Here is a 13,867-nt window from a genome sequence, read left to right on the forward strand (position 1 = left end):
GCGTCGGTTATTTTTTTTTGCATGTACGAAACGAAACTAAAAACCAAGAGGCCGGGCTTCGTACCGGATAGATATTTACTAAAATCCGACAGTTGTTGTCGCTGAGGAAGAAAGAAATGGGGCAATTTTTCGCTTACGTGGCGGTTATCACCGTAAAGGAGAATAACTATGTCGCATAACGCAACTCCAAACACCTCTCGCGTGGAATTACGTAAAACGCTTACGTTGATTCCGGTTGTTATGATGGGCCTTGCCTATATGCAACCGATGACGCTGTTCGATACATTCGGTATCGTATCAGGCCTCACAGACGGTCATGTGCCGACGGCTTATGGCTTCGCGCTGATTGCGATCCTCTTTACCGCGCTGAGCTACGGTAAGCTGGTGCGTCGCTATCCGTCTGCTGGTTCCGCCTACACCTATGCCCAGAAATCCATCAGCCCGACAGTTGGCTTTATGGTGGGCTGGTCTTCGCTGCTCGACTACCTGTTCGCGCCGATGATCAACATTCTGCTGGCAAAAATTTATTTTGAAGCGCTGGTGCCGTCGATTCCATCCTGGATGTTCGTCGTGGCGCTGGTGGCCTTTATGACCGCCTTTAACCTGCGCAGCATTAAGTCCGTTGCCAACTTTAACTCCGTTATCGTTGTGCTTCAGGTTGTCCTGATTGCCGTTATTCTTGGCATGGTGATTTACGGTGTGTTCCACGGCGAAGGCGCCGGCACTCTGGCGAGCAGCAAGCCGTTCTGGTCTGGTGATGCCCATGTGATCCCGATGATTACCGGGGCAACCATTCTGTGCTTCTCCTTTACCGGTTTTGACGGCATCAGCAACCTGTCTGAAGAAACGAAAGACGCAGAGCGCGTGATCCCTCGCGCCATCTTCCTGACGGCGCTGATTGGCGGTCTGATCTTTATTTTCTCGACCTATTTCCTGCAGCTGTACTTCCCGGATATCTCCCGCTTCAAGGATCCGGATGCGTCTCAGCCGGAAATCATGCTCTATGTGGCGGGTAAAGCGTTCCAGGTTGGCGCGCTGATCTTCTCCACCATTACCGTACTGGCGTCCGGTATGGCCGCGCATGCAGGCGTTGCGCGTCTGATGTACGTGATGGGCCGCGATGGCGTATTCCCGAAAAGCTTCTTCGGCTACGTTCATCCAACCTGGCGTACCCCGGCGATGAACATCATCCTGGTCGGTGCCATTGCGCTTCTGGCGATTAACTTTGACCTGGTGATGGCAACGGCGCTGATTAACTTCGGTGCGCTGGTGGCGTTCACCTTTGTTAACCTGTCGGTTATCTCTCAGTTCTGGATCCGTGAAAAGCGTAACAAGACGCTGAAAGATCACTTCCAGTATCTGTTCCTGCCGATGTGCGGTGCCCTGACCGTGGGCGCGCTGTGGGTTAACCTGGAAGAGAGCTCTATGGTGCTTGGCCTGATTTGGGCGGGTATCGGCCTGATTTACCTGGCCTGCGTCACGAAGAGCTTCCGTAACCCGGTTCCGCAGTACGAAGACGTCGCGTAATGACTTGCCGGGTGGCGCTAGCGCTTGCCCGGCCTACAAAACGACACACCCGTTGGCCTGTGCCAGCGGGCAAAAAAAAGCCGGAGACATCGCCTCCGGCTTTTTTTATACCCCTCGCTCAGACAATCTCTTGAGCGTACTGGAACAGGGATTTCAACAGCGCCTGTTTCTCACCATTCCCCTCATACTGGCCATAAAGCATTTCCAGCTCCTGGGCATAGCTATTAAGGAACTCAGGGGTAAAGACATTGCGACGATGCTGCAGCCAGCGATCCTGCTCAGCCTCGTCCAGCGTGCCGGGGAAGTTACGCGCGCGGTAGTTAAACATCAGCTTTTCGATGCGTTTATCGGCGAAAGTAATATCCAGCGCCGGTAAGTTACGCGGCTCGGTTTGCAGAACGATATTCATCGCCGCGCGGTCGGCATCGCTGAAGAAGCCGTTATAGAGCTGGGCATCCACGTTTTCAGACGGCACGAACGGCTCCGCCTCGGCAAAGATAGCAACTACTTTCTCGCGCACCTGCGGGTTATCGCGCAGCACTTTCAGGTTATCGAGGCAGCGCTGACGGTTAATGCCCAGTCTGTCCGCATCTTCCGGGCGCAGCGTATTCGCCTGCGCGAGTACCGGACATTTATTGATATGCACCAGTTTGACCTGCACCGCGGGCAGATCGCCGAGTTCATTTTTCGGGGTATAGAGCCGTTCGCGCAGGGTATCGCTGTCGAGCTCCAGCAGCGGCGAAATATCGCCGGCTAAATCCACCATGATGACCGCATTACGGTTGTCCGGATGCCAGGCCAGCGGGGCGACCCAGCTGGTATTACCGCGCCAGGCACCAAACATGCCGGAAATATGCACCAGGGGTTTCATCTGCGGCACGTCGATAAGGGTCATCAGCTTCTGCTTGCTGCGGTGGCTCAGCAGATACTCAAACAGCCGGGGCTGTGCGCTTTTCACCAGCTTCGCCATGGCAATGGTGGCATAGACGTCCGCCATCGCGTCGTGGGCGTTGCTGTGCTCGATACCGTTGGCGCGCGTCAGGTGTTCCAGCCGGAAGCTGGTCAGCCCTTCCTCATTTTCCGGCCAGTTAATGCCTTCAGGACGCAGGGCGTAGCAGGCGCGCATGATGTCGAGCAAATCCCAGCGTGAATTGCGGTTCTGCCAGCTCCAGGCATAGGGATCGTAGAAGTTGCGATAGAAGATGTTGCGCGTTACTTCGTCATCGAAGCGGATGTTGTTGTAACCGACCACGCAGGTATTGGGGACGGTAAACAGATCGTGGATGCGTCGGGCGAATTCTGCCTCGTTAACGCCTTTCTCGCGCGCTTCCTGAGGCGTGATCCCGGTGACCATGACCGCCCCGGGCTGCGGCAGGTAGTCATCAGCCGGTTTGCAGTAAAAGACCTCAGGCTCGCCAATAATGTTGAATTCGTCGTCGGTACGGATGGCGGCAAACTGCGCCGGTCGGTCCAGCGCCGGGTGCGTGCCAAAGGTTTCGTAGTCATGAAATAAAAAAGTCGGGCGAGCGGCAGAGTCAGACACCAGTAATACCATCCTGTTAAAAAATGACATCACTATGGTAAACGATCGTGCGGTTCAGACCGAATAAAAAGCACCGCCGTCGAGCAAATTTGCGCGCCAGCTTCAGAGAAAAATCTGTGCTCTGTCACATTTTTTTGCAATTAAGCCAGGTAACGACATCAGAACTCCCGTAAAAAGGTCATCGATTTTTAATGACCTGAGGATATACCGTTGAAACGCCGTCTGTTTATTGCTGTTTCTTTACTCGCTTCGAGTGTCTCATCTGCTTTTGCGGCCGAACCACTGGATTTTTCGCCGCAGCCTCCGGCCATTCAGGCTGGCTCCTGGGTGCTGATGGACTACACGACTGGTCAGATCTTAACGGCGGGCAACGAACATCAACAACGTAATCCGGCGAGCCTGACCAAGCTGATGACGGGGTATGTGGTTGATCGGGCCATTGATAGCCATCGCATTACGCCGGACGACATTGTCACCGTCGGGCGTGACGCGTGGGCAAAAGGCAACCCGGTTTTTGACGGCTCATCGCTGATGTTCCTGAAAGAGGGCGATCGCGTCTCCGTGCGTGATTTAAGCCGCGGTCTGATTGTCGATTCCGGCAACGACGCCTGCGTGGCGCTGGCAGATCACGTGGCGGGCGGTCAGCCGCAGTTTGTGAAGATGATGAACGACTACGTGCAGAAGCTGAACCTGCGCGATACGCACTTTGAAACCGTCCACGGGCTGGACGCGCCGGGCCAGCACAGCTCGGCCTATGACCTGGCCGTACTCTCCCGGGCCATCATTCACGGCGAGCCTGAGTTTTACCATATGTACAGCGAAAAGAGCCTGACCTGGAACGGGATCACCCAGCAAAACCGTAACGGCCTGCTGTGGGATAAAACCATGAACGTGGACGGGCTTAAAACGGGGCACACCTCGGGGGCGGGCTTTAACCTGATTGCGTCCGCCGTTGACGGCCAGCGCCGTTTAATCGCGGTGGTGATGGGGGCGGACAGCCCGAAGGGGCGTGAGGACCAGGCCCGGAAACTGCTGCACTGGGGGCAGCAGAACTTCGATACGGTGCAAATCCTGCATAGCGGTAAAAAAGTGGGGACAGAGCGTATCTGGTACGGCGATAAGGAGCAGGTGAAACTGGGCACCGACCAGGACTTCTGGCTGGCCTTGCCGAAAGCGGAAGTGCCGAACATCAAAGCCAAATACGTGCTGGATAAAAAAGAGCTGGAAGCGCCGATTGCTGCGCATCAGCGGGTCGGGGAGATCCAGCTCTATGACCGTGACAAGGTGGTGGCGCACTGGCCGCTGGTGACGCTGGAAGCCGTTGATAAGGGCGGACTATTCTCTCGCATGAGCGATTATCTCCACCACACGCTTTAACCGCTGATGGGCAGACTGGCAGGGTTGCGAGTCTGCTCACATAATAAACACTCCTCGTTTGCCGATAATAGTAATCCAGCTTTATAGTGTATAAATATACAGTAATAAATGGAGGCAGCATGGACTACAGCATCAAGCAGCAACAGAAACGTAAGATTGCCGGTTTTCATTTGGTCGGACCGTGGGAACAAACGGTTAAACAGGGCTTTGAACAGCTGGTGATGTGGGTGGACGGGCGCCACATTGAGCCGCTGGAGTGGGTTGCGGTCTACTACGATAACCCCGACGAGGTCCCGGCAGAAAAACTGCGCTGCGATACGGCCGTTACGGTACCGGATGATTTCGTTATCCCGGAAAACAGCGAAGGCGTCATGATGACGGAAATCGCGGCCGGGGATTATGCCGTGGCGACGGCGCGCGTGGAAAACTACGACTTCGCCACGCCGTGGTATCAGTTCTTTAATTCCCTGCTGCAGGACAATAAGTACCAGATGGCGCTCAAACCCTGCTTCGAGCGCTATCTCAATGACGGCAATGCAGACGGCTACTGGGATATCGAAATGTATATCGCGGTAGAGCATAAAACGGCTTAAGCCTGCTAAATGAAGGGTTTTTCAGCCGGGAGCGATCCGCCCGGCTGAAAACACAGTACAATTGTGATTTGCCGTGTAGCTGGAGAGCGGGTGTGCGTCCCGACAAATCATTAACCCCTTTTGAAATTCGCTTGTACAAACATTACCGCGTGGTGCACGGGTGTCGCATCGCGCTGGCGTTCGTATTGACGTTTGTATTGGTCCGTTTGCTGGATGTTCCGGAAGGGACGTGGCCGCTGATCACCCTGGTGGTGGTAATGGGGCCCATCTCGTTTTGGGGGAACGTTGTTCCGCGCGCTTTTGAGAGAATTGGCGGGACGGTTTTAGGCTCGGCCCTTGGGCTTATTGCCCTGAAGCTGGAGCTCATCTCATTTCCCGTGATGCTGGCATGGTGCGGGGCCGCCATGTTCCTGTGCGGCTGGCTGGCGTTGGGCAAAAGACCGTATCAGGCCTTGCTGATTGGGATTACTCTCGCGGTGGTTGTCGGTGCGCCCGCCGGGGATATGACCACCGCGCTGTGGCGAAGCGGGGATGTCATTCTGGGGTCACTGCTGGCCATGCTCTTCACCGGCATCTGGCCGCAGCGCGCTTTTCTGCACTGGCGTATTCAGATGGCGAACTACGTCACCGCCTTTAACCGCGTCTATCAGGCCGGTTTTTCTCCTAATCTGGTCGAGCGTCCCCGGCTGGAAAAGCATCTGCAAACGATCCTCAACGACGTGGTCAAAATGCGCGGCCTGATCACGCCCGCCAGCAAAGAAACCCGTATTCAGAAATCGATTTTCGAAGCCATCCAGACGGTAAGCCGCAATCTGGTCTGCATGCTTGAACTGCAAATCAACGCCCACTGGGCCTCGCGTCCCAGCCATCTGTTGATGCTTAACGCGCAGACTCTCAAAGAGACCCAGCAGATGACGCAGCAAACGCTGTTGACCATTGCCCATGCGCTCTATGAAGGGAATCCGCAGCCGATACTGGCCAACAGCGAGCGGCTGAATGAGATCGTTGCGGAGCTGAAGCAGTTAATCAATGAACGCCAGAGCGATAACGTTGCGGAAACGCCTATTCATGGCTACGTCTGGCTGAGCATGGAACTGGCGCGGCAGCTTGAGCTGTTATCGCACCTTATTTGCCGGGCGCTGCGCAAATAAAAGGCGTATGTGACGGCTGCTGCTTCGATTCAGCAGCAATTGGGGTTATGATAGCTTTAAACGATATACTCATTGTCATTCGCAGCCGCTGTCAGTAAGGTTATTGTTACAACGGTTGCCTTAACGAATCCGAATCTCACATTATCAGGGGTGTAAAAATGGAAACTACCAAGCCTTCGTTCCAGGATGTTCTGGAATTCGTCCGCCTGTTCCGCCGCAAAAACAAGCTGCAGCGTGAAATCCAGGACGTTGAGAAGAAGATCCGTGACAACCAGAAACGTGTTCTGCTGCTCGACAACCTGAGCGACTACATCAAGCCAGGTATGAGCATTGAAGCTATTCAGGGCATCATCGCCAGCATGAAGAGCGACTATGAAGACCGCGTTGATGACTACATCATCAAAAACGCTGAGCTGTCCAAAGAGCGTCGCGACATCTCTAAAAAGCTGAAAGTGATGGGCGAAATCAAAAACGGCGAAGCAAAAAGCGAGTAATCGCAGCGAATAGTGAAAAAGGCTCCCTGGTGACAGAGAGCCTTTTTTTATGACTCAGAACGCGGCTGTAGCTGATAAATCCAGGCCTGAACCTGCTTGCCTTCAAGGGTGGTCACCGTGACCTCAACGCGATCGTAGCCGTCTTCAAATTCGTCCAGCATTTGCCAGTGTGCGGCAAGGTTATCCGAGATAAACAGATAGCCTTCGACGCGGGGGCCGTCAGGGTGGAGCACAATTCCCGGGAAGTCCGCCGCGGCGCCCCAGCCGCGTTCGTAAAACGTGCCGGATACGGAGCCGGCCAGCCATTCGCCGCCGATGTCTTCAAGAATATGCGCATTAGCGTGGCCCGGGCGCAGCGTGCCGTAGACAAACAGAGCGTTCATTTTCCCTCATCCGCAAAGCAAAAAGCCTGCTTTAAAAGCAGGCTTTTTAAATTTGGCTCCTCTGACTGGACTCGAACCAGTGACATACGGATTAACAGTCCGCCGTTCTACCGACTGAACTACAGAGGAATTGTTGTGGAGGCTTATCTTAGCGGCGAAAAAACTTTTGTCAAACCTGATCTTAGGGAAAATCGACTGATTGCTGATTCTGTCGTCAGTTTGTTGTAAATCCACACATCTTTTTCTGGAAAATACTTTGCAGGATTAGCATTTGTCCCCCATCATTTGAAATGGAGTTTCAACTTTTCTCGCTAAGGTCCATTTTGAACGTCACTGCCTCCTTACGCCAGGCGATAACGCGCACGCCATGGTATGCAAAACGTAAAAGCTATCGTGTCCTGTTCTGGCGTGAAATCACCCCTCTTGCCGTGCCTATCTTCCTGGAAAATACCTGCGTTCTGCTGATGGGGGTTTTGAGCACCTTCCTGGTGAGCTGGCTGGGGAAAGAGGCGATGGCAGGGGTTGGGCTGGCGGACAGCTTTAACATGGTGGTGATCTCGTTCTTTGCCGCCATAGACCTCGGGACGACGGTGGTGGTGGCCTTTAGCCTCGGCAAGCTTGATCCCAAACGTGCACGCGAGGCGGCCCGCCAGTCGCTGATGATCATGACCATTTTTTCGATCGTTCTGGCGGCGGTGATCCACTATTTCGGTAAAGAGATTATCGATTTTGTCGCCGGGGAGGCCACTAACGAGGTTAAAGACCTGGCGCTGACCTACCTGGAAATGACCGTCTTAAGCTATCCGGCGGCGGCCATTGCGCTGATTGGCAGCGGTGCGCTGCGCGGGGCGGGCAACACCAAAATTCCGCTGCTGATCAACGGCGGGATGAATATCCTGAATATCATTATCAGCAGCGTGCTGATCTACGGCGTGTTCTCGTGGGAGGGGCTGGGGTTCGTCGGTGCCGGACTGGGGTTAACCATTTCACGCTATATCGGTGCGGCAGCCATCATCGGGGTGCTGATGGCGGGGATCACCCCCTCGCTGCGTCTGACGCTAAAAAGCTATTTCCGCCCCTTTAATTTCGCCATTATCTGGGAAGTGATGGGCATCGGCATTCCCGCGAGCATTGAATCGGTCTTGTTCAACGGCGGGAAGCTGCTCACGCAGATGTTTGTCGCCGGGATGGGCACCGACGTTATCGCCGGTAACTTTATCGCCTTCTCTATTGCCTCGCTGATTAACCTGCCGGGTAACGCGCTGGGTTCAGCATCCACCATTATTACGGGTAAGCGGCTCGGGAAAGGGCAGATAGGCCAGGCGGAGCGGCAGCTGCGGCACGTGTTCTGGCTGTCGACCATTGGGCTGACGCTGATCGCCTGGGGAACCGCGCCGTTTGCCGGGCTGATGGCCTCGTTCTATACCCACGAAGACGACGTTAAAGAGGTTGTTAAGATCCTCATCTGGCTCAACGCGGCCTTTATGCCCATCTGGGCAGCCTCATGGGTATTACCCGCCGGGCTGAAAGGGGCACGCGATGCCCGCTTTGCGATGTGGGTATCGATGCTCGGCATGTGGGGATGTCGCGTTGTCGCGGGGTATACGCTCGGGGTGATGCTCGGATGGGGTGTGGTCGGCGTCTGGCTGGGGATGTTCCTCGACTGGGCCGTGCGGGGCGCGCTGTTCTACTGGCGGATGGTCAGCGGACGCTGGCTGTGGAAATATCCGCGGAAAAATGCCTGACAATTGCGCGAAGTGGAGAATAATTCGGCAAACGATCGGAAATGTGCATTCTGCCTTTGACATCCCGGGGGAGCATCGATAATATGCGCCCCGTTCACACGATTCCTCTGTAGTTCAGTCGGTAGAACGGCGGACTGTTAATCCGTATGTCACTGGTTCGAGTCCAGTCAGAGGAGCCAAATTTGAAAAGCCTGCTTTTAAAGCAGGCTTTTTGCTTTTCTGCGCAAGGTAAACGCAAAACGGCAACCGGGTTGCCGTTTTTAGTGTGTGCACCCTCTCCCGCTGGAGAGGGCTGGGGTGAGGGCACCAGCCCGCACAATGCACTATCGACCCAAACCAATCGGCGCCGTCGCCTCAACCAGCCACTCACGCGCATCGCTATTCACCAGAGGTGAAAGCACCTCGCGAACCTGCCGGTGATACGCATCCAGCCACTGCTTTTCCTGCTCGCTCAGCAGATGCAGCTCAACCTGACTTAAGTCGATCGGGATCAGCGTCAGCGAGGCAAATTTGCAGAAACCCGGACGGCTCTCCACAATCTCCACCTGGTTTTCAATACGAATACCGTGGCTATCGCCCAGATAGTAGCCTGGCTCGATAGTCATGATATTGCCCGCCACCAGCGGCCACGGGTTAACCTTTTTGGCGATGCGATGCGGGTTCTCGTGGATCAGCAGCTGGTGCCCCACGCCGTGCCCCGTGCCGTGATCGTAATCCAGCCCCATCTCCCACAGCGGGCGACGCGCAAACGCATCCAGCTGATGCCCCTGAGTCCCGGAAGGGAACTGCAGGGTAATGAGCGACAGGAAGCCTCTCAGCACGGCAGTGTAGTGCAGGCGCTGCTGCGGATCGACGTTACCCCACGCCAGCGTGCGCGTGGCATCGGTGGTGCCATTAGCATACTGACCTCCGGAATCGTTCAGGTAAAAATGGTCATGGCCGATGGGCTTATTGCTGGCCTCGCTCGAATGGTAGTGGCACATCGCCGCATTGCTCGAAGAGGCGGAGATGGTTGCAAAACTCTGCTCGATGAACCCGGGCTGCTGTTGACGGAACGCAAGCTGCTGCGCCTGCGCGTCCAGCTCGGTGAGCGGTTGTCCTGCCGCCTCGCGCCGCGGCACTTCGCGGCTCAGCCAGGCGAGGAAGTTGACCCACGCGGCCCCGTCCCGGTGATGGCACTCGCGATAACCTGCCAGCTCGACCGGGTTTTTAGTCGCTTTCATCAGGGTGATGGGATCGGTCCGCCAGACAATTTCTCCCCGTGGTTCAACGGCGAAGCGCAGGGCAACCGGCGCGGAATCGGCATCAATCATCACCCGTTTGCCTACGGCAATCTGCTGGCAGCGTTCAATAAAGGTATCCTGCGGCGCAATGGTGAACGCATTGCGCACACCGTCAGGCAGGGCGCTGAGCTTATTGTCGTTAACAAACCACTCAACGTGACCGTCACGACCGAGAAGGGCAAAGGAGAGCGGTACCGGGCTGTAAGGGATATCCGCACCGCGGACGTTTAACAGCCAGGCGATGTTATCCGGCAGGGTGACGGCGAGATAATCCACATTGTTTGCGGCCAGCACGGCGGCGACGCGCTGACGTTTGTCCGCGCTGCGTTCGCCGCTGTGTTCAACCGGCATCTCACGGATAAGCCCCGCCGGTGCGGCAGGGCGATCGGTCCATAGCGTGTCAAACGGCGAGGCCTTCAGCGGCACCAGCTCGCACGGCGTGGCAGACAGTTGCTCAAATTCCGCGTTGGTCATCAGCAGCGCGTCAAAACCGATGCGCGTTCCTGACTCAACGTTTTCTGCCAGCCATTCCGCCAGCGGCTCGTTGTGCAGGTGGTGGATCTCAACCTCATCCGTATTGACCTGAACGCGCGCCTGAACCTGATAGCGCCCGTCGACGAACAGCAGCGCTTTGTTTTTCAGCACCAGCGCCACGCCGGCCGAACCGTCAAAGCCCGTCAGCCAGGCCAGCTTTTCGTCGTAAGGCGCGCAGTATTCGCTCTGCCAGGCATCCGCGCGCGGGACGATCATCCCGTCGAGATGGCTGGCCTCAAGCCAGTGGCGCAGGGCAGAGAGCGGTGATGTGCTGGACATTGTTTTTCCTTATCGTGATTAGCGGAACGGCGGCTCGTTGAAGGTGCGCAGCTTGCGCGAATGCAGCTTGTCGCCCTCCGCGCGAAGTAAATCAATCGCACGAATACCAATCTGCAGATGCTCAGAGATAGCCCCTTCGTAGAAACGGTTGGCCTGGCCCGGCAGCTTAATTTCACCGTGCAGCGGCTTATCGGAGACGCACAGCAGCGTGCCGTAAGGAACGCGGAAGCGATACCCCTGCGCGGCAATGGTGGCGCTCTCCATATCGATCGCTACCGCGCGGCTCAGGTTGAACCGCAGCGCGGAGGCGGAGTAGCGCAGCTCCCAGTTGCGGTCATCCGTTGTGACGACCGTACCGGTGCGCAGGCGCTGTTTAACCTCTTCGCCCGGCATGCCGCTGACCTCTTTGGTGGCGTCATACAGCGCGCGCTGTACTTCGGCGATGCTCGGGATTGGGATATCCGGCGGCAGCACCGCATCAAGCACGTGATCATCGCGCAGATAGGCGTGGGCCAGCACGTAGTCGCCAATCAGCTGGCTTTCGCGCAGGCCGCCGCAGTGGCCAATCATCAGCCACACGTCCGGGCGCAGTACCGCCAGATGGTCGCAGATGGTCTTGGCATTTGACGGGCCAACGCCGATGTTAATCAGCGTGATGCCCTGGCCGTCGGCGGTGATCAGGTGCCAGGCGGGCATCTGGTGCTTTTTCCACGCCAGGTCGGAAATGGCCTGCTCGGGCGCTTCGGTTTCAGCGGTGATCCAGATCCCGCCCGCGCAGGACAGCGCGATATACGGGCTCTCCGGGTCGAGGATCTGGCTGCAGCCCCAGCGGACAAACTCGTCGACGTAGCGGGTGTAGTTGGTAAAGAGCACGAACGGCTGGAAATGCTCGACTGGCGTACCGGTGTAGTGGCGCAGGCGCGCCAGGGAGAAATCGACCCGGCGGGCATCAAAGTGCGACAGGGGAGAAAATTCTGCCGGGTGATAAATCCCGTCGGCCGTCTCATCGCCAATCTGTGAAAGCTCGGTGGTCGGGAAGTGGCGGGTCAGCCCCGCGCTCATGGAGCGGTCAAGGGTTAACGCCGAACCGTCAATCACGTACGGATACGGGATCTCATGCTGCGAGGGCTCAACGGCAATGTGCGCGCCGTAATCCTGGTACAGTAGCGTAAGCTGTTCTTCAAGATACGGGCGGAACAGCGCAGGGCGGGTGACGGTGGTGCTGTAGCAGCCGGAGTGGGTAAAGCGCGCATAGGCGCGGGTTTTGGGATTACTGCTGGCGCTGCCGTCCCAGGTCACAGAGAGCGATGGATAAACAAAAAGGCCCTCGGTTCTGGCCTTTTGGTCGGGAAGTTTCCCTGTTTCGATATATTCGCTGATGGCGCCGCGCAGCGCGTTGACGGACTGTTCATACAGCGCGTCGAGTTTTTCCAGCGCCTGAGCCGGGGTCAGGCTGGAGCCCTTATTATTCATCTCTGTCTCCTTGTTCCACAGGTGTGCGACTCTACCCGATAGTATGTCACACGCCTGTGAAACAAAAGGGAGATCAGCCGTGGCTTGTCTCTTTCATCAGCAGCGCCGTCGCCGCCGACAGCAGGCAGCCGGCCAGCAGATAAATCGCCACGCTGTGCCAGTTGCCGCCGGAGAAGGTCACCAGCGCGGCGGCAATAAACGGCGTAAATCCGCCGCCGACCACGCTTGCCACCTGATAGCCCACGCCCGCGCCGCTGTAGCGGTAGCTTGCGCCAAACAGCTCGGTGAACATCGGCTGCTGCACGCACACCACCATGTCGTGAGCGATATTGGCGAGCATGATGGCGAAGAAGACAATCCAGAAGATCGACTGCGCCTCGAGCGCCATAAAGAACGGCCAGGCGCTGAGGGTGCCAATCAGCGCCCCGGTGATGTAGACGCGACGGCGGCCAAACCTGTCAGCCAGCCAGGCGAAGCAGGGGATAGTCAGACAGCTTATCCCGCCGACCAGCAGGCCAATATTGAGGAACAGCTCGCGCGGCAGACCGAGGTTCTGCGTCGAGTAGTTCAGGGCAAACGCGGTGACGATATACATCGTCAGCAGCTCGCACAGGCGCAGGGCGATAATTTTCAGAAAAGCGCCAGGGTGCCGGACGAGGGCTTCCATGACCGGAAGACGTCTGTTCGTGGCCGGTTTTTCCTGCTGCTTTTCAAACTCAGCCGACTCCTCCATCCCGTTACGGATCCACAGCGCGGCGATGACCAGCACGATGCTGAAGATGAACGGAATGCGCCAGCCCCAGCTCAGGAACTGCTCGTCGGTGGTGAGCTGGCTGATTAGCGATACCAGCCCGGTGGAAAGCAGAAGGCCCACGCCGTACCCGACCTGTACGCCGCTGCTGTAAAACGCTTTCTTATTTTTCGGCGCGCTCTCTACGGACAGAAGCGCCGCACCGCCCCATTCGCCGCCGACGGCGAATCCCTGGATGGCGCGCAGGGTGACCAGCAGTACCGGCGCCCACCAGCCAATGGCGGAAAACGAAGGGAGAACGCCAATCAGCGCGGTGGCGATCCCCATCATCCAGACGGTGAGCATCAGCATGCGCTTGCGGCCCAGGCGGTCGCCGAAGTGGCCGAAGATCACTCCGCCCAGCGGGCGAAACAGAAAGCCGACGCCGAAAGTGGCAAACGCGGCAAGCGTGCCCATCGCAGGGCTGACCTGGGGAAAAAACTCGCGGTTAAACACCAGGGCGGCAGTGATGCCGTAAAGCAGAAAATCATACCAGTCGACGACGGCACCCGCGAAGCTGCCTAAAGCTGCGCGGCGGGCACGATTGAGCGAAGGTGTCTCCTCGTTGGGACGATCGGAGATGAGGGTGGAGTCCATAGTTGTCCTGTCCGTACTGATTTTTTAATTATTGGTATAAGAAAAGGTCACTCACGTTGCGCCCGTCATATAAACGGAACCTATGAGACTACCGCGAC

The 13,867-nt window shown here is 56.8% G+C and carries 12 protein-coding genes and 2 tRNA genes; 8 read left to right on the forward strand and 6 right to left on the reverse strand.

From position 1 onward, the window contains the following. The first annotated feature begins 116 nt into the window (after positions 1–116). On the forward strand, positions 117–179 hold the full coding sequence (gene yoeI, locus HCH49_RS02320; RefSeq protein WP_099458931.1) for a membrane protein YoeI: 63 nt from the start codon (positions 117–119) through the stop codon (positions 177–179). After that, a complete protein-coding gene (gene plaP, locus HCH49_RS02325; protein ID WP_023312362.1) occupies positions 169–1,527 on the forward strand; it encodes a putrescine/proton symporter PlaP in 1,359 nt (452 codons plus the stop codon). The genes yoeI and plaP overlap by 11 nt, the downstream gene beginning before the upstream one ends. A 118-nt stretch (positions 1,528–1,645) precedes the next feature. On the opposite strand, the gene sbcB is transcribed toward plaP, so the two are convergent. Next, a complete protein-coding gene (gene sbcB, locus HCH49_RS02330) occupies positions 1,646–3,082 on the reverse strand; it encodes an exodeoxyribonuclease I (RefSeq protein ID WP_409410440.1) in 1,437 nt (478 codons plus the stop codon). Between the two features lie 198 nt (positions 3,083–3,280). On the opposite strand from sbcB, the gene dacD reads away from it, so the two are divergent. From dacD to HCH49_RS02350, 4 genes are all read left to right on the forward strand, one after another. Further along, entirely contained in the window at positions 3,281–4,447 is a 1,167-nt protein-coding gene (gene dacD / locus HCH49_RS02335; RefSeq protein ID WP_032658759.1) for a serine-type D-Ala-D-Ala carboxypeptidase DacD, read from the forward strand. A 119-nt stretch (positions 4,448–4,566) separates the two neighbouring features. After that, on the forward strand, positions 4,567–5,040 hold the full coding sequence (gene sbmC / locus HCH49_RS02340) for a DNA gyrase inhibitor SbmC (protein WP_033145946.1): 474 nt from the start codon (positions 4,567–4,569) through the stop codon (positions 5,038–5,040). Positions 5,041–5,132: 92 nt separating this feature from the next. Then, positions 5,133–6,191 (forward strand): FUSC family protein, encoded by a 1,059-nt coding sequence (locus tag HCH49_RS02345; protein ID WP_033145945.1) that lies wholly within the window; start codon positions 5,133–5,135, stop codon positions 6,189–6,191. Positions 6,192–6,349: 158 nt separating this feature from the next. Next, positions 6,350–6,685 (forward strand): DUF496 family protein, encoded by a 336-nt coding sequence (locus tag HCH49_RS02350; RefSeq protein ID WP_221702113.1) that lies wholly within the window; start codon positions 6,350–6,352, stop codon positions 6,683–6,685. A 47-nt stretch (positions 6,686–6,732) separates the two neighbouring features. Here the strand turns inward: HCH49_RS02350 and HCH49_RS02355 are convergent, their stop codons facing one another. Both HCH49_RS02355 and HCH49_RS02360 read right to left on the reverse strand, forming a co-directional pair. Further along, entirely contained in the window at positions 6,733–7,068 is a 336-nt protein-coding gene (locus HCH49_RS02355; protein WP_045142990.1) for a gamma-glutamylcyclotransferase family protein, read from the reverse strand. Positions 7,069–7,121: 53 nt separating this feature from the next. After that, positions 7,122–7,197, reverse strand: a tRNA-Asn gene (locus HCH49_RS02360). A gap of 161 nt (positions 7,198–7,358) precedes the next feature. Here HCH49_RS02360 and emmdR point away from each other — a divergent pair. Together emmdR and HCH49_RS02370 are read left to right on the forward strand one after the other, a co-directional pair. Continuing rightward, a complete protein-coding gene (emmdR, locus tag HCH49_RS02365) occupies positions 7,359–8,813 on the forward strand; it encodes a multidrug efflux MATE transporter EmmdR (RefSeq protein WP_123244567.1) in 1,455 nt (484 codons plus the stop codon). A 103-nt stretch (positions 8,814–8,916) separates the two neighbouring features. Next, a tRNA-Asn gene (locus HCH49_RS02370) sits at positions 8,917–8,992 on the forward strand. Positions 8,993–9,136: 144 nt separating this feature from the next. Here HCH49_RS02370 and HCH49_RS02375 read toward each other — a convergent pair. The 3 genes from HCH49_RS02375 to shiA form a co-directional block, all read right to left on the reverse strand. Then, complete coding sequence (locus tag HCH49_RS02375; protein WP_221702115.1) at positions 9,137–10,909, reverse strand: aminopeptidase P family protein; 1,773 nt, start codon at positions 10,907–10,909, stop codon at positions 9,137–9,139. Positions 10,910–10,927: 18 nt separating this feature from the next. Further along, positions 10,928–12,382 (reverse strand): AMP nucleosidase, encoded by a 1,455-nt coding sequence (locus HCH49_RS02380; protein ID WP_023312354.1) that lies wholly within the window; start codon positions 12,380–12,382, stop codon positions 10,928–10,930. A gap of 73 nt (positions 12,383–12,455) precedes the next feature. After that, positions 12,456–13,769: a shikimate transporter gene (shiA, locus tag HCH49_RS02385; RefSeq protein ID WP_143346788.1), complete on the reverse strand. Its 1,314-nt coding sequence runs from the start codon at positions 13,767–13,769 to the stop codon at positions 12,456–12,458. Between the last annotated feature and the right edge of the window lie 98 nt (positions 13,770–13,867).

The organism is Enterobacter sp. Y17 (assembly GCF_019730495.1).
GTDB classification, from domain to species: Bacteria; Pseudomonadota; Gammaproteobacteria; order Enterobacterales; family Enterobacteriaceae; genus Enterobacter; species Enterobacter asburiae_B.